Annotated in this window: 13 protein-coding genes and 3 pseudogenes; 9 read left to right on the plus strand and 7 right to left on the minus strand. The window is 56.3% G+C overall.

The genetic code is table 11. The annotated features are described in order from the left end of the window. The first annotated feature begins 44 nt into the window (after positions 1-44). Both AC0V6Z_RS09540 and AC0V6Z_RS09545 read left to right on the plus strand, forming a co-directional pair. Positions 45-2,687, plus strand: a complete 2,643-nt coding sequence (locus AC0V6Z_RS09540) for a TonB-dependent receptor (RefSeq protein WP_472638281.1) — start codon at positions 45-47, stop codon at positions 2,685-2,687. Between the two features lie 111 nt (positions 2,688-2,798). Continuing rightward, positions 2,799-4,760: a sulfotransferase gene (locus AC0V6Z_RS09545; RefSeq protein WP_472638282.1), complete on the plus strand. Its 1,962-nt coding sequence runs from the start codon at positions 2,799-2,801 to the stop codon at positions 4,758-4,760. A 4-nt stretch (positions 4,761-4,764) separates the two neighbouring features. On the opposite strand, the gene AC0V6Z_RS09550 is transcribed toward AC0V6Z_RS09545, so the two are convergent. The 3 genes from AC0V6Z_RS09550 to AC0V6Z_RS09560 form a co-directional block, all read right to left on the minus strand. Continuing rightward, entirely contained in the window at positions 4,765-7,107 is a 2,343-nt protein-coding gene (locus AC0V6Z_RS09550) for an EAL domain-containing protein (protein ID WP_472638283.1), read from the minus strand. Positions 7,108-7,242: 135 nt separating this feature from the next. Next, positions 7,243-7,371 carry a hypothetical protein gene (locus tag AC0V6Z_RS09555; RefSeq protein ID WP_472638284.1) on the minus strand — a complete coding sequence of 43 codons (129 nt, stop codon included), beginning with the start codon at positions 7,369-7,371 and terminating at the stop codon, positions 7,243-7,245. Between the two features lie 319 nt (positions 7,372-7,690). Beyond that, positions 7,691-8,842 carry a FecR domain-containing protein gene (locus AC0V6Z_RS09560; RefSeq protein WP_472638285.1) on the minus strand — a complete coding sequence of 384 codons (1,152 nt, stop codon included), beginning with the start codon at positions 8,840-8,842 and terminating at the stop codon, positions 7,691-7,693. A gap of 163 nt (positions 8,843-9,005) precedes the next feature. Between AC0V6Z_RS09560 and AC0V6Z_RS09565 the strand changes: the two genes are divergently transcribed. The 3 genes from AC0V6Z_RS09565 to AC0V6Z_RS09575 all read left to right on the plus strand — a co-directional run bounded on the left by AC0V6Z_RS09565 (position 9,006) and on the right by AC0V6Z_RS09575 (position 12,183). Further along, positions 9,006-10,619, plus strand: coding sequence for a ShlB/FhaC/HecB family hemolysin secretion/activation protein (locus tag AC0V6Z_RS09565; protein ID WP_472638286.1), 1,614 nt, complete (start codon positions 9,006-9,008; stop codon positions 10,617-10,619). A gap of 78 nt (positions 10,620-10,697) precedes the next feature. Further along, entirely contained in the window at positions 10,698-11,858 is a 1,161-nt protein-coding gene (locus AC0V6Z_RS09570) for an alpha-hydroxy-acid oxidizing protein (RefSeq protein WP_472638287.1), read from the plus strand. 160 nt (positions 11,859-12,018) lie between these two features. Beyond that, positions 12,019-12,183 (plus strand): hypothetical protein, encoded by a 165-nt coding sequence (locus AC0V6Z_RS09575; protein WP_472638288.1) that lies wholly within the window; start codon positions 12,019-12,021, stop codon positions 12,181-12,183. 16 nt (positions 12,184-12,199) lie between these two features. On the opposite strand, the gene AC0V6Z_RS09580 is transcribed toward AC0V6Z_RS09575, so the two are convergent. Further along, positions 12,200-13,648 carry an NAD-dependent succinate-semialdehyde dehydrogenase gene (locus AC0V6Z_RS09580; protein ID WP_472638289.1) on the minus strand — a complete coding sequence of 483 codons (1,449 nt, stop codon included), beginning with the start codon at positions 13,646-13,648 and terminating at the stop codon, positions 12,200-12,202. A gap of 171 nt (positions 13,649-13,819) precedes the next feature. Between AC0V6Z_RS09580 and ald the strand changes: the two genes are divergently transcribed. From ald to AC0V6Z_RS09600, 4 genes and pseudogenes are all read left to right on the plus strand, one after another. Further along, positions 13,820-14,902, plus strand: a complete 1,083-nt coding sequence (gene ald, locus AC0V6Z_RS09585; protein ID WP_472638290.1) for an alanine dehydrogenase — start codon at positions 13,820-13,822, stop codon at positions 14,900-14,902. 219 nt (positions 14,903-15,121) lie between these two features. Next, positions 15,122-15,788 (plus strand): annotated as a pseudogene (locus tag AC0V6Z_RS09590) (alternative oxidase). Between the two features lie 68 nt (positions 15,789-15,856). After that, positions 15,857-16,964, plus strand: a pseudogene (locus AC0V6Z_RS09595) (S-(hydroxymethyl)glutathione dehydrogenase/class III alcohol dehydrogenase). Next, on the plus strand, positions 16,964-17,332 hold the full coding sequence (locus AC0V6Z_RS09600; protein WP_472638291.1) for a cupin domain-containing protein: 369 nt from the start codon (positions 16,964-16,966) through the stop codon (positions 17,330-17,332). Before AC0V6Z_RS09595 ends, AC0V6Z_RS09600 begins: the two are co-directional and overlap by 1 nt. A 56-nt stretch (positions 17,333-17,388) precedes the next feature. Here AC0V6Z_RS09600 and AC0V6Z_RS09605 read toward each other — a convergent pair. The 3 genes and pseudogenes from AC0V6Z_RS09605 to AC0V6Z_RS09615 form a co-directional block, all read right to left on the minus strand. Further along, positions 17,389-18,401 (minus strand): annotated as a pseudogene (locus AC0V6Z_RS09605) (fumarylacetoacetate hydrolase family protein). Then, a complete protein-coding gene (gene maiA, locus AC0V6Z_RS09610) occupies positions 18,398-19,042 on the minus strand; it encodes a maleylacetoacetate isomerase (protein ID WP_472638292.1) in 645 nt (214 codons plus the stop codon). The pseudogene AC0V6Z_RS09605 and the gene maiA overlap by 4 nt, the downstream one beginning before the upstream one ends. Positions 19,043-19,157: 115 nt before the next feature. Then, positions 19,158-20,333 carry an acyl-CoA dehydrogenase gene (locus tag AC0V6Z_RS09615; protein WP_472640886.1) on the minus strand — a complete coding sequence of 392 codons (1,176 nt, stop codon included), beginning with the start codon at positions 20,331-20,333 and terminating at the stop codon, positions 19,158-19,160. Positions 20,334-20,347 lie beyond the last annotated feature (14 nt).

Here is a 20,347-nt window from a genome sequence, read left to right on the forward strand (position 1 = left end):
TTCGGGCATCGCGGGTCACCTAATGTCTATAGGGGACAAGCATAATGGTTAAGTTCGCAAGGCGCGCCTCAGTGAGTGCGCTGGCAATTGCTGTCGCATCACCAGCGGTCGCACAAGATGCGCCGACAGGTGAAGCAGAAGAAGCGCGCGGCGGGGTTCCAACGATCGTTGTGACCGCGCAAAAGCGCAGTGAAGATTTGCAGGATGTGCCGGTATCGGTTTCTGCTATTGGTGAAGAGCAGCTCGATGAGTTGAACATCGATACATTCGAAGATTACCTCGATCAGCTGCCAACCGTTACCGCCGGTGGCAGCGGCCCAGGCCAAAGCACGATCTATATTCGCGGCCTTGCATCAACCACGCCGAACCTCTCTGTCGCTGGTGTCGCAGGCCTTGCTCCCAACGTTGCGCTGTATCTCGATGAGCAGCCGCTTGCGCAGCCAGGCCGTAACCTAGACGTTTACGCCGCTGACCTTGAGCGCATCGAAGTGCTCTCCGGCCCGCAAGGCACACTGTTCGGTGCAAGCTCGCAAGCTGGCGTTGTCCGTTTGATCACCAACAAACCAGACCTGAGCGGATTTGACGCTGGGTTCTCTGGCGGTGTGTCTTTCACCAAGGGCGGTGAAGCGAGCTACAAAGCTGAGGCGATGGTCAATGTGCCTGTGACTGACACGTTTGCCCTGCGCGGCGTGGTGTTCCTCGATGATCAAGGTGGCTATATCGACAATGTCGCAGGCACTCGTAACGTTAGCGAAAGCGCGCGTTTCCGTCCATCGGGAACGGTCCGATCAAACGGTGTACCGGTAAACGCCAATCGCGGCGGTTTCCAGGCGGGCGCTGATCTGTCTGCGGTCACCTTCATCGACGCCGACAATGCTGGCCTGGTTGAGGACAATTTCAACGACACGCAATATTCCGGCTTCCGCGCGAGCGCTTTGTGGGAAGTGACACCTGACTGGAAAGTCACCTTGTCGCACACTCGCCAGAGCGTTGAATCCGATGGTGTGTTTTTCGCGGACCCAGATCTGGGCCTTGATAATCTCGAGATCCAGCGTTTTGAAGAAGACCGTCTGGAAGACAATTTCTCGAACACCAGCTGGACGGTCGAAGGTCGTTTGGCGATGCTCGATATCGTCTACACCGGTGCCTACACCGACCGGGAAACCGAACAGCGGGTCGATTATTCCGACTATCTGTTCGTCGGCCAATACCTGCCGTATTACATTTGTGACGGTTCGGTCAGCTATCCCGGCACTGCTGCGCCAAGTGGTACGTGCCAGGCGCCCAACCTGTTTGTCACCTCGGACAGCAACACCACTGTGTTCACACAAGAACTACGCTTCAGCACTCCGGCGGAAAATCGCTGGCGCGTGACGGCAGGTGGGTTCTACTCCGATCTCGAACTGCAAGAGCGCAACGATTTTGCCTATCCGGGCAATGTGCTGGCTCAGCCGTTTGGTCCATTCGCGCCTAACTTCCCGCAAGATGGCTTCATTACTGAAGAAGGTCCGTTTCCAGCGAGCACGATCTTCCGCAATGACATTCGCCGGACCGACGAGCAGTTTGGCATCTTTGGTGAAGCTAGCTTTGATCTCGTTCCAGATCTACTGACTGCGACATTTGGCGCACGCTACTATGACGTCGAAGTTGATTTTGAAGGCAGTGCCAACGGCTCGTTCTGTAATTCGGGCGGAACCGACCAGAATGCATTCGGCACCAATATCAACGATCTGTATGATGGCGATGGGCAGTTCACCTTCATCGGTTCGTGTGATCCAGCCTTGCGCCAAACCTTCACTTTGGGCGATAGCATTGCCGATATTGAAGCGGCTGGCCTGAGCACCGCTCAGGCAACGCAAGTGTTCAACGCACTTCAAGCGCCTGACGTCGCTAAGACCAGCGGCACCATCTTCAAAGGCACACTGACCGTGACGCCGAACGAAGACATGCTGTTCTATGCGACCTATTCGGAAGGCTTCCGTCCGGGTCTGCTTAACCGTCCTGGCGGCGCGCAGGGTGCCAATGGCTTTACGGTTCCGTTTGAACTCGAGACCGATGAGGTTCAAAACTATGAGCTGGGTTGGAAGCTTGATCTGATTGACGGCCAGTTGCGTTTCAACGGCAGCGCGTTTTATGTCGACATCAGCAATCTGCAGACGACAATCTTCGATCCGAGCATCACCAATCTGTTCTTCTCAGACAATGCTGCCAATGCAGAAATCTATGGTCTGGAAGCGGACTTCACGATCGCTCCGTACGCGGCACCAGGCCTGACAATTGCCGGTGCTTTCTCAGTGCTCGATACCGAGATTACCGAGGTTCTCACGCCGACCGATGATGTGGTTGCGGGAACAAACCTTGCCTTCGCGCCGTCTTTCCAGGGTAATCTGCGGGTCCGCTACGAATGGGATCTGAGTGAAACTCTGGGTGCTTATATTCAGCCTCAAGTTAGCCATTCAGCCTCGAAGTTGACCGACATTATCGAGATCAACAAGCTTGAGCTCGACAGCTACACGTTGGTTGATCTGGCTGCAGGCGTAACCTCGGACAATTGGAAGTTTGAGATCTATGGTGAGAACCTGTTCGATGAGCGCGCCGAGATTTCGGGCAACTTCATCAACGATCGGGCTCGCATCACCACCAATCGTCCATTGACGGTCGGAATGCGGATTTCCTACGACTATTGATCTTACAAGATCGGCAAGACAATGCGGCGGGAATGGATCTTAGTGGGTTCATTTCCGCCGCTGTTGTTTTGGGCGCTAGGCTTATGCGGACAGGATTTGTAAGGCGGTGAAATGGCGACACGCGAAGAGCTGCTGAAAACTGCGCAGGAGACGCTGCAACAGGGCCGCTTTGAAGAGGGGCTGGCGCAGGCGAACTCTGTGCTTGCTGACAAGCCTGATGATGGCGAGGCGCTGTACCTGGCTGCGGTTGCATGCCGATACCTTGGGCGGTTGGATGATGCAGCAGACCATCTAGGAAAACTGCATGCCGCGATGCCAGAATATGGCCGGGCTTGGCAGGAAGAGGGGCATCTGGCGCTCGCTCAAGGTGAGAGTGAAAATGCACTTGTCGCCTTTGCTCGCGCCACCCGGCTTAATCCAGCGCTTGAGGCCAGTTGGCGCGAACAAGCGCGCATCGCCAGCGGGGCAGGGCGCGCCGCAGAAGCTGCTGCTGCGAGCGCTCAGCAGCAAAGGCTCGCCACTCTGCCGCGCGAACTGATCGCAGTGACCAACCATTTGGCGGAAGGGCGCGTGCTGCGCGCGGAGGAGATCTGTCGATACTTCCTGCGTTCAAACCCCCGCAACGTTGAGGGGATGCGGCTGCTCGCCAAGATCGGTCTCGAACTTGGTATTCTGGATGATGCGGAATTTTTGCTAGAAAGCGCGGTGACGTTTGAGCCAGACAATATCCAGCTTAGGTTGGACTATGTCGATGTGCTTCGCCGCCGACAAAAATTTGAGCGCGCGCGAGAAGAAGCGGACGCGCTCCATGCCAGTGACCCTGACAACCCGCTGTTCCAATCACGCCTTGCCATTGAATGCATGCAGACAGGCGATTTTGACCGAGCATTCGAGCTGTTCGAAGCGGTGCTCGCGAAGCTCCCCCATGATCCCGCAACGCTGACCAGCATGGGCCATGCGCTCAAAACCAAGGGGCGCAGTGAGGATGCGATTTCGAGATATCGCGCGGCCATTGCGGCCAAGGCGGATCATGGCGATGCCTATTATGCGCTCGCCAATTTGAAGACTTACCAGTTCAGTGATGATGAACTGAATGCCATGAGCGAGCAGGTCTCTCGTCCGGATTTAGCCTTTATGGACCGGGTTCACCTGTCCTTTGCTCTGGGCAAAGCGCATGAGGATCGCGGCGATTATACGGCCAGTTTTGCCGCCTATGCGCGGGGCAATGACCTGAAACGCGCTCAGACCCGCTATAGCGCCGATGCAATGACCGCTGAGCTGGCGAAGCAGCGCGAACTGTGCACCGCTGAACTGTTCGAGAAACATGGTAGCGCAGGCCACGATGCGCCGGACCCGATCTTTATTCTTGGCCTGCCGCGGGCTGGATCAACACTGCTTGAGCAAATTTTGGCTAGCCACAGCCAGGTTGATGGAACGCTTGAACTGCCCGATATTCTCGCGCTCGCGCACAGGCTGCGCGGGCGAAGGGCTGGGCAATCGCTTTATCCAGCGGTGCTGCATGATTTGAGCGACGAGCAATTGGTGAAGTTTGGCGAGGATTTCATCAACAATACCCGTGTTCACCGGCAAGGTGCGCCGTTCTTCATCGACAAGATGCCCAACAATTTTCGGCATATTGGTCTGATTCATCTGATACTGCCCCACGCTAAGATTATTGATGCCCGCCGCGATCCGATGGATTGTTGCTTCTCCGGCTTTAAGCAACTGTTCGCCGAGGGGCAGGAGTTCACCTATGGCTTGACTGAGGTTGGCCGCTACTACTCTGACTACGCCGCGCTAATGGAGCACTGGGACACAGTTTTGCCCGGTAAGGTGCTGCGCGTGCAGCATGAAGATGTGCTCGATGATCTCGAAGGGCAGACGCGGCGGATGCTCGATTATCTGGGTCTGCCGTTTGAGGAGGCCTGTCTCAATTTCCATAAGACAGATCGTGCGGTGCGTACCGCCAGTAGCGAGCAGGTGCGCCAGCCGATCAACCGCAAGGGGCAGGGCGCCTGGAAGCCGTTTGAGCCGTATCTGGATGACCTGAAAAGCGCGTTAGGAAAGGCGTAGAGGACTACGCAGCTACGGTGCTGTCTGACTGCGTTTGAGGTTCGGCAGAGACCTTAAGAAACTCGACAAACTCGTTCCAATCCATTGGCTTGCCGATTTCCCAGCCCTGCACATAGTCACACCCGAACTGGGCGAGCGCTTCTATCGTTGCTGCGTCTTCAACGCCCTCTGCAACTATGTCGAACGAGAGCGCATGGGCCAGATCGATCGTGGATTGCACCATAATCCGATCTGCGCGGTTCGCCACGAGGTCGCGTACGAAGCTTTGGTCGAGTTTGACCTCTTGTGCTGGGAAGCCTTGCAAATAGTTGAGCGTTGCCTGACCCGTTCCGTAATCATCGATGGAAATACGTGCACCGGCATTGGTAAGGCGCTTCAACGTGGTTTTGGCCAGCTCCGGATCAGCCAACGGCGCACTCTCTGTCACTTCCAGAGTGATTCCGGATGCGCCCTTGGCATGCGCCTCTTCCATCATCGCAATTGCGCTGTCGACGAAGGCGGCATCGGACAGCAATTGCGCGGAAATATTGACGGCCAATTGCACCGGTTGCCCGGCTTCATTGGCTTCGCGGCTGCGCTCCAACGCTTTGGCGAGGACGAACTTGGTCAGCTCGCTGACCTGCCCCTTGTTCTCTAAGATAGGGATGAAGTCAGCTGGTGAGATGCTTCCCAAGGTTGGGCTGTCCCAGCGTACAAGACATTCCGCGCCGTAGATTGCTCTGTCAGATAGCTGCATTTTTGGCTGGAATACGATGTGAATGGCGCCGCTTTCCATCGCGTCATCAAGCTCACCCAGAATTTTTTGCTGGAACTGCGCTTCATCCTGAAGGCCGAGGGCGTTGGAAGACCAGTTCATGCCGCGGCGGCGCGCATATTCTGCGGCCGTCACAGCTTCGGCGATTGATCCTTGGGAACTGCCGAAGAAAGCTTTGATCTTCAGACGTTTTTCATCGAGTTCGAAGGGCGTGACGAAGCAAGATTGTGCCAGTGAAAAATGCTCATCCAGAGCATCTGTGTGATCTTGCGACACAAACCATGCGAACATCGCGCGATCGATCCGGAACACTTGATCTGATTGTACGACCGCTGCCAGCCGCCTCGCAATCTTGCGTTCGATGCGAGGAAGATCGGAGCCTGAGACAATTGCTTCAATCTGATCGAAGTCATCAATCCTGGCGACTGCAATCAATTGCCGCGCCCGGTCGGAAAGTTCGATTTCCAAAGCGCGGCGATTGGCAAGGCCAGAGGCCCCGTCCGTGCGCCGCGCATGGCGCAGTTTCAACGCTGATGTGATCAGTCGGTGCAATCCGATAAAGCCACCGAGCAAGATCATAATCGGAACGAGCTGTATGTAGGGCAGTGCGAATTGATCGAAGGTAAGTGCAATCGCGGTCGCCACCGCTCCGATGATTATCGTGCCCAATGCCACTCGGGAGCGACCGCGAGAAAGCGTATGAAGCATCAATGCCAACACCATAGATGTAAGGGCCAGTGGCAACCACGGCCCGCCGTCGCTGCGCATGCGATTTTGTAATAAAGTTTCAGCGGCTTGCGCCTGAATAACGACACCAGGCCGAACGCCGAAAAGGGCAGTTGGATAGCGATCACCTAGCTCAATCGCTGTTGCGCCGACCATGATGCGTTTTCCAAGGACTTGCTCATGCGCGACTTTCCCCTCGAGTAAGTCGATGAATGAAATCCTCGCTATGGTGTCGGGATCAATCGCCTGATCGACGCGGAAATACTGATCGATCCGCCCGTGTTCTTCCGCAACCATGCTCGCGATTGAGGGGCGGGGGACATCATTGGTAGAAACGCCATAGGGGTAGAATTCAATGCGTCCGTCTGCGTTTGGAACCACATTAACGGCCGAAAGAAACGCGTGTTTGCGAAATTCAGGCAGAGGTAGGGCTTCGGTAACAGCTTTGCCTTCTTTGGCCCGGTTTTCCTGTCGGAAGGTTGGCAGGACAACTGACCCTCCCAATTGCTTTAGCGCGCTAGCAAAACGAGCGTCTTGCTCAGGTGTTGAACGTGATGAGAAATCAACGTCGAAGGCGATTTGTTCAGCGCCCAAGCGATCCAATTCAATAATGGCATCGGCGTAGAGGCGGCGCGGCCAAGGCCATTGATCAAGCGCTTGGATTGAGCGTCCATCGATTTCCAGAATGACGATTTCGCTTGTGGCTTTGCTGATCCGCAACTGGTCACGATTGTCGCGCAGGGTCTCCTCGGCATTACCCGATAGCCCGCTTAGCGTTGCCAGAGAGGCGATGATCAGTGCCACTACGAAGGCGATTCCACGCGCAGCATTGCCCAGCATTTTGACCGAGGCGTTGGCTAGTCGCACGCAATTACTCCAATTGGGCGACTGAATGCCGCTACGAAGTGAATGCGTATAGCCAGAAAGGGTTTAAGCGAAGTTTCGCTCGTATTTAATCTAACGAATCAAGGTCTTGCAGGCTTCTAAGGCAATGCGAACGGCCTAGTTGTTTTTGCCACGACCTAGGCCTCTGCCGCGCCTTTTGCCATGTTCACCGCCTTCGCCGCGCTCACCGCGTTCTCCGAAATCGTCGTCTTCATCTTCATCAGCGGCAGCCAGATCGAGGTTCAAATCTACCCCTAAATCGACATCCGTGCCGCCTTCTCCGCCTAAATCTACGCCGAAATCTATACCGACGCCGTTATCGGCGCCATCGCCAGTGGGGCCGCCATTGCCGTTCCCGTTGCCGTTGTTCCCCTTACCGTTTCCGCCGCCTTTACCATTGCCGATACCATTGGCGTTGCCATTGTTACCGCGGAAATTCCCGTTACCGCTATTGTTGGTGCCGAGACCTAGGCCAGCGGCAATATCTACTTCGTCGTCACTGCTGTCATTGGTTGGTCCACCAATACCTGCATTGAGACCGACATCGTCATCAGGCTCATTCGCATCATCGGAAGGGGGGAAACGCCGCCGTTGCTGCTCTTATTCGGATTTGCACCGCCAGAGCAATTGGGGACAGCTGAGCGCAAGACCCGTTGGGTTGATCTTCCGCAAAGACGAGCCCAGAACCACCGGCGTCTTGATCATCTTGGCCATCAGCAGCGCCGATATCGACGGCGCCTGAGTCAGTGCTTTTTGCAATAGGAGCTGCGTCGCTGCTGTCGACTTGAGTGACGGTCTCAGTGATCTCGCTCTGATCAACTTCAGGTTCCGAGATGACAAAATCTTGAACGGTGCTGCTAGCACCTTCGTTGCGGCTGTCGGTCAGGTCGTTATTTGCGGTGACATTAGCGTCGCTCGGACCTCCAGATGGGGCACCAATGGCAATTTTTAGTCCCGATGCAGCTCCGTTTGCACGACCTTGGCCTGTTTGGGGCGAGCGTGGGGCGGCCAAAGGCTGTCTGCGATTGACGCCGGTTGTGCGGTCAGAATTGCTGCTCGCGCTGGCGATAGATGTAGCTGTTCTGGATGCAGGCTGGCTTAGAGCAGGCACAAAGCTTGGGCTGCCGCGTACGGTCGCGTCCTTAGAATCGGGACCATCGGGATCATTTGAAATGACGATCAAGTCGCCAATCGCATCAGCTTCGACCAATCCGACCAAGCCAGGCGTCAGCAATGCTGCTTCCAGATCATCACCGGTTGTAACTTCAACCGCACCTTCGGTAACCTGAACGCTGGTGCCATCTTCGCCGACCGAAACGTTGAACGTCGTGCCTTTGACAACAGCTGCCATGTACGGCGTCTCAACACCAAAATGCGGTGTGCTCTTTTTCTCAATTTTGAAAAGCACATTGCCGAGATATTGGAAGATTTGCGTAACCGGCCCGGCCTTTTCGGGCTCAGCAATGCGAATATGCGCCTTTGGCGACACAACAACATATTCTTTGCCGCGAACTAAAACGGCACGGGCGCCTTTGCCTGTGCGGATTACATCGCCTTCGTTAAGGCGGCTGTTCTTACGAGCCTGAATTACATTATCGCCGCGTGTGATCGTGACAGATCCGCTGGCCTCGGAAACGCTCCACCCACTGCTGGCAATGGCGCTGGTGCTGGCCATCAGCGCGGCAACAACGAGAGATTTCTTGGCAAGGCGGATCATTGGTTAGTCTCAAATAAGATTACAATTGGTGCAAGTATGCCTTTGAACCCGGGCCTCTAAAGGAGTGCTGAAGCGGAGTGGCTAACATTTCCCTAACTGGCTTAAGGGTAAGGGTTTATTAGCTGGCTGCGGCTAGGCGCACGCCTCCAATCAGGAGGTTTCAATGCGTTTAACCAAGGCAGTTTTGTTGGGTGCATGTCTATGCATCGCAGCGCCTGCGTTGAACGCGCAGGAGACCGGCAATGCGCCGCGGATTGCAATGCTATCGGTGATGCAGAGCGGGGACGAGGTTATGTCCCAGCAGACTGAGGAACCCGTCGAAGAGCAAAAAAGCGATCATATTGGCGCGATTGTCATTCTAGGTAATGAGGCGATCGACGATGCGCGTTATCAGGCGGCCATTGAGGGGTTTTTCGGGGAAGAACGTAGCGAAGAGGTATTGGCTCAACTAACCAAACAGATCGCCGATCTCGCGAAGGAAGAAGGCTATGCCTACGCCAAGGCGGATATCCTCGAGAATGACAATGGCTTTGGCGTCGTTCAAATTTCGATCGACGAGGGTCGCATCGATTCAATTGAGATCAATGGTTATGACAACGCTCAGGCCCGCCGAATTTTGAGCCGGTTGCAAGGCAAGCCTGCACAGCAAAGCGATTTGGAAGCAGCGTTGCTATTGGTCACTGATATTCCATCGGTGCGTCTAAAGGACGCCAAGATCGCGCGCCGCGATGGCCGTGCCGTCCTGGTGGTCAATCTGGAGCAGCAAAAAGATCGCTACCAGATCCAGGCGGACAATTACGGTACACGGTCGTTCGGTCCATACCGCGCAGTGGCCTCCACTCAGCAGACCGATGTGCTGAGTTCTTCGGATCAGCTTTATGCCGCTCTGCGGATCAATCCCGTTGATCCAGAAGAACTGCTGTTTGTTTCTGGCTCTTATCAGACGCAGCTCAATAGCTCCGGCCTTACCGCAGGGATTAACGGCTCTATCGGCTCTACCTCGCCAGAGGGGCCATTCGGCGACAGTGACGTAAATGGAGATTCGCTGAGAGCAGGAATATCGCTCGATCAACCGATAATCAGATCGAAAGACAAAAGCCTTTGGGTCAATGGTAATGTCTTATACCTCGCCATTGAACAGGATGAGCTAGGGCAAATGCTCCGTGACGACACAATCGTCACAGCCTCGATTGGCATTACGACGCAATGGGCGGTCGCTGGCGGACGTGTTCGCGCCGGGGCAAGCCATGTTCGTGGACTTGGCATCTTGGGCGCAAGCAGACGCGGAGATCCGCTTGTTTCGCGCAGAGACGGCGACGGCGTGTTCTCCAAAGTGTCGTTCTGGGGTGATGCGCGTTTGCCGGTTGCTGGCCGATTTGATGTGTATTTCGCAGCTGGAGGCCAGATCGCGGACCGTCCGCTGTTGGCTTCGCAAGAAATGGCACTGGGCGGGCCGTTCCGCACGCGCGGCTACGACTTTAGCGAAGTCCTAGGTGATGAAGGTGTCTATGGCTTGGCTGAATTGAGATATCGCTTCTCACCTGCCAAATTGCCGTTCGACTTTCTCCAGTTCTACGCCTTTCTCGATGGCGGTTATGTCACGGATATCGGCACGGGCGTGGGCGAGGGTTCGTTGTTTTCTGCTGGGCCAGGCGTGCGCGGCCGTATAGGGCCGGTCGGTTTCGAAGTTGAAGGTGGCTTTCCTTTGGGAGGCAGTGCCGAAAGCGGCGACGACAATTCGCCTGAGCTGAACGTGCGTGCCGGGATCAACTTTTAGACGGCAACAAAACCATTTGCCTAAAACTCGGCTTCGTCCCAAGCTCTCATATAAAATTGCAATGAGAGAGGATGCGCGATGAGCTATTTCGGAGCGATGCAGAACGAGATCTATAATGCTGGACTGCAAGGTGTTTTACCTGAGTTTCCGGTCGATTTTGCAACGCTAGAAAAGCGCGCGCACGAGGCACTTGGTCCATCGATGACCAATTATGTTGCGGGCGGATGCGGTGATGAGCACACTCAGAATAGCAACTCGTCTGCCTTCCATCATTGGGGCATGATCCCGCGTATGATGGTCGACGCTCAGGAACGAGACCTCTCGATTGATTTGTTTGGCATGAAGCTGCCAACACCATTGTTCATGGCGCCGATTGGTCTGACGGGCGAGGCGACGCAGGACAAGCATGGCGACATCGCGGCTGCGCAGGCGGCGGCAGCGACAGGTGTGCCGCTGTGCGCCTCGACGCTGGCAAACGACAGCATGGAGGATGTCCACGCCGCATGCGGCGACACTCCCGGTTTCTTTCAGCTTTATACCCCGCGTCACAAAGGGCTCGCCGAAAGCTTGATTGGCCGAGCAGAAGCCGCCGGATACAAGGCCCTTGTGGTTACGCTCGACACGTGGGTAACGGGCTGGCGTCCGCGTGATCTTAACGCCTCGAATTTCCCGCAATTGCGCGGCAAAGTGCTACACAATTATTTCTGTGATCCGGTGTTTCGCTCACTGCTTGAAAAGCCGCCAGAAGATGATCCCAAGACAGCAATCATGACCTGGGCTGCGACCTTCGGCCAGGTGCTGACTTGGGACGATATGAAATGGTTGAAATCGGTTACGAAGCTACCGATTGTGCTGAAGGGTATTTGCCACCCAGATGACGCGAAGAAGGCCGTCGATACGGGCGCTGATGGGATTTATTGTTCCAATCACGGCGGGCGTCAGGCGAATGGCGGGATTGCAACAATCGATCTGCTCGAAGACGTGGTGAAGGCCTCTGGTGATGTGCCTGTGCTGTTCGACAGCGGCGTTCGCTCCGGCACTGATGTGGTGAAGGCATTGGCCTTGGGCGCCGCGGCTGTAGGCGTGGGTAGGCCCTACACATACGGGCTCGCCCTAGGCGGCGCGAAGGGCGCAGAGTTCGTACTTAGGTCGATCTTGGCTGAGGCGGATTTGCTGATGGCGGTGAACGGTTACCCAACTTTGGAGGCTGTGCGAGCAACGGGTGCACAGAGGGTCTAAGCCACCTTTTACCCTCTATTAAGCAGCGTGACCGGCTGAGAAAGCCAGCCCGCACAGTTTCTTAAATGAAAGATACGACTCCATTTCCAGATTATTAGGTGTTAGCCCTTAGGCAGCTAAATATAGCGATTCGGGGCAATCGCCCCTCGGGGAAGCAGAAATGGAAATACCGACGATCAGGTCGAGTGGCCCAGACGCGATGGGCCGGACGGTTCAACTTCAGGACGAATTTTCGCGCCGAGCGCGCTGGGGGCGGATTAGGCCGATGGAAAGCCGCGGATCAATGCGCCGCATTCTCGCGCGCGTTGTCCCGCTGCTCGATTAAGCTCTACAAGCTTCCCTCATCCGGATTTGGCCACGGTGACTAGCTTCGTCTCGGTGTATCCGAGATAGCCTTCTTCGCCGCTTTCTGATCCAAATCCGCTGTCACCGATGCCACCGAAAGGTGTTTCGGGAGATCCAACGGCGAAGTGGTTGATTGCTACCATTCCAGCCCGCAACGCGTTGCCTAGATAATGGCTCTCATCCAGATCAGCGGTGAATGCGTAAGCTGCGAGGCCATAGCGTAGCGAATTCGCAATCTTCACTGCCTCTTCTATGTCATCATATGGCATAATCCCGGCGACAGGACCGAAGGGTTCCTCCGTCATCAACCGGCTATCGATTGATGGGCTAGCAACCACTGTAGGACTGAAAAAATGCCCGGGGCCATCAATGGCTTTGCCGCCGGTTATGATCTCGCCCTTTGTTCCGCCAAGCGCTCCCATCAAATCTTGCATAGCCGCAACGCGTCCTGCGTGGGCGAGCGGACCCATTTCAACGCTGTCATCCGCGCTGGCATTGCCGACCTTAAGACTGCCTGCGCGGGTCGCAAACTCGCTTACAAAATTTTCGTAGATGTCATGTGCCACAAGAAAGCGTGTTGGCGAGACGCACACTTGCCCCGCATTGCGGAATTTTGTTGCTGCGCAGGCTGCCACAGTGCGATCAAAGTCTGCGCTTTTGCCGATGACTACGGGGGCATGCCCGCCGAGTTCAGCCGTAAAGCGTTTCAGACCTTTAGCGGCCAATGCTCCTAATTGTTTTCCGATAGCTGTCGAACCGGTAAAGCTGACTTTGCGTATCGGTTCGGCGGTGAGGAGATGTTCTGAAATCTTGGCCGGATCACCATATACTAGGTTAATCGCACCCGCAGGCACTCCTGCATCGACAAAACACTCAACCAACATTTGAGCGCAGGCTGGCGTAGTCTCTGCTGGTTTCAGGATGCACGAACAACCAGCAGCCAGCGCACCAGCCAATTTCTTGGCTGGTAAGTTGATCGGGAAATTCCAAGGCGTGAAGAGTGCAGCTGGGCCGATCGGCTCATGTGTAACACGCTGCTGTAGAAGATTGCTTCCTCTTACTGGAACTAGGCGACCACCTTGTCGCTTTGCCTCTTCTCCCATGAAGTCGATAATTTCGGCTGCACCAGTGATTTCCGCAGACGATTGAGCGAGTGGTTTGCCAACCTCCAGCGTCATTACCCGTGCGATCTCAGGCGCGCGCTCGCGGAGAAATTCGCCAGCGCGGCGAAGGATCTTGTGCCTTTCCGCTCCAGGGGTCGCAGCCCACTTGGGAAACGCCTCTTGCGCAGCGGCAACTGCAGCATTGAGTTGTTCGATCGAAACTTTGGGACAGTCAGCAATCTTTTCTTCGGTCGCTGGGTTGGTGATCGGCATCGTACCATCGCCGCCATCTGTCACCCATTCTCCGCCGATCAGCATTTGGATTTGAGGACAGGCTGTCATGGCAATTCTCCAGGCTAATATGCGCGTGCCGATCATTACGCGGCGATGTGCGAGCAGTCTCACCAAACCCAGTCAAGGAAAGCAAGCATGTTTGTTTCAATTGTAACTTTGTTACGCGTCGCCTAAGGCCGATTCGAACCCAATGTACCCATATTCCCCCAGGAGTTCGGCATGCTTGTTGGCGTCCCTAAAGAAATCAAAACCCATGAATATCGTGTTGGTCTGACCCCAGAGGCCGCGCGCGAATATATCGCCGCGGGCCATCAGGTGCTTGTCGAGACCGGAGCGGGCCTAGGCATTAGTAAGGATGACGATGTTTACCGCGCGGCGGGCGCGCAGATCGCTGCTGATGCCTCAGAGGTGTTCGCGAAAGCTGACATGATTGTGAAGGTCAAAGAGCCTCAGCCAGGCGAGTGGGTGCAACTGCGTGAGGGCCAGATCCTCTTCACATATCTCCATTTAGCGCCTGATCCCGATCAAGCACGCGGCCTGATGGATGCAGGCGTATCAGCGGTCGCCTATGAGACGGTGACGGATCGCCATGGCGGTCTCCCCTTGCTTGCTCCGATGAGCGAGGTCGCAGGTCGCCTTTCGATTGAAGCTGCGGGCATGGCTCTGCGCGCGAACAATGGTGGACGCGGCACTTTGATGGGCGGCGTACCCGGTGTGCTACCTGCCAAAGTGGTTGTGCTGGGCGGCGGTGTCGTCGGAACGCAGGCAGCGCGGATGGCCGTGGGCATGGGCGCGAATGTCGAGATTTTTGATCGCTCGCTGCCGCGGATCCGCCAGCTTGATGATATGTTCCAAGGGCGTGCGACAACGCGCTACTCCACCTCTTCAACGATCGAGCAAGCGATCACCGATGCGGACGTCGTGGTTGGCGCCGTGTTGATCCCCGGCGCCAGCGCCCCGCATCTGGTCACGCGCGAAATGCTGGGCTTGATGAAGAACCGCGCGGTTCTGGTGGATGTTGCGATTGACCAAGGCGGCGCGTTCGAAATGTCAAAGCCGACCACGCATGAGGCCCCGACCTATGAGGTTGATGGGATCATTCACTACTGCGTTGCCAATATGCCCGGCGCGGTGCCGCTCACGTCGAGCTATGCGCTTAACAATGCGACCCTGCCATTTGGATTGGCGCTGGCGAACAAAGGCGTTGCTGCTTGTGAAGAAGACCCGCACCTCGCGACCGGTCTGAATGTGCATCAGGGTAAGATTGTGAACCAAGCGGTGGCGGACAGTCTCGGCTTCTAATTCAGGCTTGCCGACGGGCTGGGGCCGTCAAGATTTGACCTTCGCCAGAGGCTGTGAGGACTTGCAAAAAGCTGAACATATGCTGCCGTGAATCCTATGTTTATTCTGGATCAGAACGACCATTTAAGCGTTGGATACACGAAGCATGTCTGACTATGGTCGCGGCGCACGGAGGGGATTCAACTCCCCAGACGCTAAGCGGTTCTAAGGAGGTGGTAAATGAAACATTTCAACACCGCACCACAGGTTCGCGAAGTGAACTTGGACGCAGAGTTGGATACTCATATCGCGCCGGTAACGACCAGCGACAAGATTGCCTTTGCATTTGTCAAAATGCTGCGGTTCTTCGCCGACAAGTTCTTTGCAAAACGATATGGCCACCGAGCGGTGGTGCTGGAGACTGTCGCCGCTGTGCCTGGAATGGTGGGTGGCCTGTGGCAGCACCTAAAGGCGCTACGCTATATCCGCGATGATGAGGGTTGGATCCGCACTTTGCTCGAGGAAGCAGAGAACGAGCGGATGCATCTGATGACCTTTATCAAGATCGCTGCTCCCAATCGGTTTGAGCGCGTGCTGATCATGGTGACGCAGCTGATCTTCTACAATTTTTACTTCTGGCTTTACCTGTTCGCGCCGCGCACTGCGCACCGCGTGGTCGGCTATTTCGAAGAAGAAGCGGTCATTAGCTACACCCAATATCTGGCTGAAGTTGATGCAGGGCGGCATGACAATGTGCTTAGCTCCGCAAATCGCTATCGACTACTGGCAATTGCCAGAAGATGCGCGGCTGCGTGATGTGATTATCGCCGTTCGCGCTGATGAGGCGGAGCATCGCGACGTCAACCACGATTTTGTGACTGTGATCGACCGCAAGCGCGCTGATTGATCTGAGCGCTTGACGCGGCGACCGTGCTGGTGTTGCGTCCTTCTCGATTTGACCGAGAGAGACGCACCATGAAAACCAGAGCCGCCGTTGCATTCCAGCCCAAGCAACCGCTTGAGATTGTAGAGCTAGATCTGGAGGGCCCAAAGGCGGGTGAAGTCCTGGTCGAGATTATGGCGACTGGGATTTGCCACACCGATGCCTACACTTTGGACGGGTTGGATAGCGAAGGCCTGTTCCCGAGCATTTTAGGCCATGAAGGCGCTGGCATTGTGCGAGAGGTTGGCGCGGGCGTGACATCGGTTGTACCCGGCGATCATGTCATTCCGCTCTACACGCCGGAATGTCGGCAGTGCAAAATGTGCCTGTCTGGCAAGACCAATCTGTGCAGTGCGATCCGCGAGACGCAGGGCAAAGGCTTGATGCCCGATGGCACCTCGCGCTTCAGCTATAAAGGCGAGGCGATTTACCACTATATGGGATGCTCGACCTTCTCTAACTTCACCGTTCTGCCGGAAATCGCGGTCGCCAAAATTCGTACCGATGCACCGTTTGAAAACGCGTGTTATATCGGTTGTGGCGTGACGACAGGCGTGGGCGCAGTCACCAATACGGCGCAGGTGAAGCCGGGCGATAATGTCGTCGTGTTCGGTCTTGGCGGCATCGGCCTAAACGTGATCCAAGGTGCAAAGATGGCTTAGCGCAGACCGGATTGTCGGCGTGGACTTGAACCCCGCTAAACGTGAATGGGGCGAGAAGTTCGGCATGACCGATTTCGTAAACCCCAAAGAGACATCTGATGTGGTGAGCCATTTGGTGGAAATGCTGGACGGCGGCGCAGACTATTCGTTTGATTGTACCGGCAATACGGATGTCATGCGGCAGGCATTGGAATGCTGTCATAAGGGCTGGGGCACCAGCATCGTCATCGGTGTGGCGGAAGCGGGGAAGGAGATTACCACGCGCCCGTTTCAACTGGTGACAGGGCGCAATTGGCGCGGTTCCGCCTTTGGCGGAGCGAAGGGCCGGACCGATGTTCCGAAGATCGTCGACTGGTACATGCAGGGCAAAATTGCGATCGATCCGATGATCACTCACACGTTGACGCTGGAGGAGATCAACAAAGGCTTTGACCTGATGCACTCTGGCGAGAGCATCCGAAGCGTGGTGCTGTATTGATGGGGAGTGAAACCCCGAGCAAGGTGAATCTGGCGGACAAGTTTGCGCTTTTCGAAGAGACATGGGCGCCGCGAATTGTTGCGCACTATGGCGGTCATGAAATCCGCATCGCTCGTGCTGAAGGTGAGTTTCCTTGGCACTCGCACCCGGACAACGACGAATTGTTCCTCGTGATAGAAGGAGAGCTGTGTATCGATTTTCGTGATCGCACTGAGCGGCTTTCTGCTGGAGATTTGCTTGTCGTACCGCGAGGCGTTGAACATCGTACTCGCACCGAAAATGAGCAGGCCAAGGTGCTGATCATCGACCCGAAGGGCACAGCCAACACCGGCGATGAGGCAACGGCTTTCACTCCGATCGAGGTTTGACGATTTGAAAGAACAGCGGCGGTGTTATCGCCGCGCTCTTAAGTAGGAAAGTGGCTTTAGACCGCCACGACCTTCTGCTCGATCGCGCCAAAGATCGAATGGTTGTCCTTATCGCGCATTTCGATCTTCACGCTGTCACCGCCCCGCATGAAGCGCGTTGTCGCCTCGCCATTTGCAATCGTTTCGATCATGCGGATTTCCGCGATGCAGCTGTAGCCAAGCCCACCTTCAGCAACCGGCTTACCTGGGCCGCCATCTGCGCCCTTGTTGCTGACGGTGCCGGAGCCAACGATAGAGCCGAGCACACAGACTGCGGGTCTTGGCCGCATGGGCGACCAATTGCGCGAGGTTGAACGTCGCATCTCTGCCTGCTTCCGCTCGGCCAAATGCCTCGCCATTGTAGTCGACCATCAGCGGCAGATGCACGAGGCTATCGGCCCATGCGTCGCCGAGTTCATCCGGTGTCACCGCAACCGGTGAGAATGCACTGGAAGGTTTGGACTGGAAGAAGCCAAAGCCCTTGGCGAGCTCACCTGGGATCAGCCCGCGTAGGGACACATCGTTTACGAGCATGATTAGCTTGATATGGCTGCACGGCCTCCTCCGCCGACACGCCCATTGGCACATCATCGGTTACCACGGCGATCTCGCCCTCCATATCACAACCCCATGCCGGATCGCCCAGCGGGATGTTGGCGCGCGGCGGCAGGAAGCTGTCAGAGCCGCCCTGGTACATTAGAGGATCGGAGTAGAAGCTTTCTGGAACTTCTGCACCGCGCGCTTTGCGCACCAACTCAACGTGATTGATGTAGGCGCTGCCATCGGCCCATTGGTAAGCGCGCGGTAGCGGCGAATGCGCCTCACGCTCGTGAAAGCGTTCGCATGGAACGGCTTGATGCTCGACATCGGTGGCGAGCACTTCCAATTGCGGGGCAATCCGTTCCCAATCATCAAGTGCCGCCTGCATGGTCGGTGCGATGTACCCCGCCGCACAGCAGCGCGTGAGATCCTTCGACACAACGACCAATTTACCATCGCGGGTGCCATCATTGAGCGTTGCTAGTTTCATGCGGAATTCTCCGGGTTGTCGGGTTGATTGTCTGGGTGGGCGCGTTGGAATGCAGGCAAGGCAAGGCACGCCGCCTCAATCCGTGCGATGTGCCCATGTGCATCAACGTCGTATTTGAAGCGTCGCGCGTTGTAGACTTGCGGCAGCAGCACTGTCTCAAACAGGCCCGGCGCATCGAGCAGGAATTCGCCTGTATCAAGCTGAGCCAATCGCGCCTCGACTGGTTCCAGCGTGCGCGCCAGCCAGTGGCGATACCACGTGTCGATGGCTTCTTGCGATTGTCCGTATTCGTTCTTGAGGTACTTCAAGACCGGCAGGTTGAGCGGCGCGTGCAGTTCTGTCGCGATGGCATAGGTCAGTTCACGCACGGTATAGCGTGCCTCAATATCGCCCGGCATCAGCGGTTTGTCTGGATAGGCCTCGTCTAGCCATTCTAGCAGAGCCATACTCTGCGCGCGGTCGCGGCCATCAGCCTCTAGCATGGGCACAGAGCCGAACGGATTGCGGCTAGTGAATGCCTCACCCTTTTGCTCAGAAGCGAGCAAGTTCACGGGCACACTCTCGTAGCCGAGACCTTTCAACTCCAGCGCAATGCGCAGGCGGTAGCTGGTGGAGCTGCGGAAGTAGCCATGCAACTTCACGGTGTTTTGTCCTCGGCGAGATCGAGCCACCCACACCCTCCACCCTTCCACCCGGATGGTATCCCGGCAGGCTCCGGGGGAAGGGTGGAGGGTGTGGGTGGTGCAGCCATCATGACTAGAACGCCGCTATGCCGGTGATCGCGCGGCCCAGGATCAGCGCATGGACATCATGCGTGCCCTCGTAGGTGTTGACCGTCTCTAGGTTCACAGCGTGTCGGATCACCTGGTATTCTTCCGAGATGCCATTGCCGCCGTGCATGTCGCGCGATTGGCGCGCAATGTCCAAAGCCTTGCCGACATTGTTGCGTTTGACGATGCTGATCATGTCTGGCGCGAACCGCCCCTCATCTATCAGGCGGCCGACGCGCAGGCTCGATTGCAGGCCCATGGCGATATCGGTCATCATATCAGCCAGCTTCTTCTGGAACAGCTGCGTTGCCCCCAAAGGCTTCCCAAACTGCTTGCGATCAAGGCCGTACTGTCGCGCGGCATGCATGCAGAATTCCGCTGCACCCATCGCTCCCCAGCTGATGCCGTAACGCGCGCGGTTGAGGCAGCCGAACGGTCCCTTAAGACCCTGCACATCGGGCAGCAAAGCGTCGGCGGGCAGCTTCACATCGTCCATCACGATCATACCGGTGGTCGATGCGCGCAGGCTGATCTTGCCTTCGATCTTGGGTGCGGACAGCCCCTTCATTCCCTTTTCAAGCACAAAGCCACGAATGCCGCCGCCATGCTCTTCGCTCTTGGCCCAAACGACGAACACGTCGGCAAAGGGCGAGTTCGAGATCCAAGTTTTGGAGCCATTGATGACGTAGCCATCTCCGTCCTTCTTCGCGACGGTCTTCATTCCCGCCGGGTCGGATCCGGCGTCTGGCTCTGTCAAGCCAAAGCAGCCGATCAGCTCACCAGAGGACAGGCCGGGCAGGTACTTGCGCCGCTGCTCCCCTGATCCGTATGCGTAGATCGGGTGCATCACTAGGCTCGACTGGACGCTCGCCATAGAGCGATAGCCGCTGTCCACTCGCTCAATCTCACGCGCGATCAGGCCGTATGCGACATAGCTTGCGCCAACGCCGCCATATTCCTCCGGGATGGTCGCGCCGAGCAACCCAGCCTGACCCATCAGCGGGAACAGCTCTGGCGCGGCGGTCTCATTGCGATAGGCCTCAATCACGCGCGGCTGCAGCTCACTCTGCGCGAAGGCATGGGCGCTGTCGCGGATCATCCGCTCGTCTTCGGTCAGCTGCGTTTCGAGATCGAAGGGATCTTCCCAATTGAAGGGCGCCATTCCGGCCATTAGTT

The sequence above is a fragment of the Erythrobacter sp. SN6-5 genome, from assembly GCF_057364945.1.

What these genes read in the sequence shown, in the direction of transcription:
- AC0V6Z_RS09540 (WP_472638281.1), top strand. Translation starts at nt 45, where the DNA reads ATGGTTAAGTTCGCAAGGCGCGCCTCAGTGAGTGCGCTGGCAATTGCT.
- AC0V6Z_RS09545 (WP_472638282.1), top strand. Translation starts at nt 2,799, where the DNA reads ATGGCGACACGCGAAGAGCTGCTGAAAACTGCGCAGGAGACGCTGCAA.
- AC0V6Z_RS09560 (WP_472638285.1), bottom strand. Translation starts at nt 8,842, where the DNA reads ATGATCCGCCTTGCCAAGAAATCTCTCGTTGTTGCCGCGCTGATGGCC.
- AC0V6Z_RS09565 (WP_472638286.1), top strand. Translation starts at nt 9,006, where the DNA reads ATGCGTTTAACCAAGGCAGTTTTGTTGGGTGCATGTCTATGCATCGCA.
- AC0V6Z_RS09570 (WP_472638287.1), top strand. Translation starts at nt 10,698, where the DNA reads ATGAGCTATTTCGGAGCGATGCAGAACGAGATCTATAATGCTGGACTG.
- AC0V6Z_RS09575 (WP_472638288.1), top strand. Translation starts at nt 12,019, where the DNA reads ATGGAAATACCGACGATCAGGTCGAGTGGCCCAGACGCGATGGGCCGG.
- AC0V6Z_RS09580 (WP_472638289.1), bottom strand. Translation starts at nt 13,648, where the DNA reads ATGACAGCCTGTCCTCAAATCCAAATGCTGATCGGCGGAGAATGGGTG.
- ald (WP_472638290.1), top strand. Translation starts at nt 13,820, where the DNA reads ATGCTTGTTGGCGTCCCTAAAGAAATCAAAACCCATGAATATCGTGTT.
- AC0V6Z_RS09600 (WP_472638291.1), top strand. Translation starts at nt 16,964, where the DNA reads ATGGGGAGTGAAACCCCGAGCAAGGTGAATCTGGCGGACAAGTTTGCG.
- AC0V6Z_RS09615 (WP_472640886.1), bottom strand. Translation starts at nt 20,333, where the DNA reads ATGGCGCCCTTCAATTGGGAAGATCCCTTCGATCTCGAAACGCAGCTG.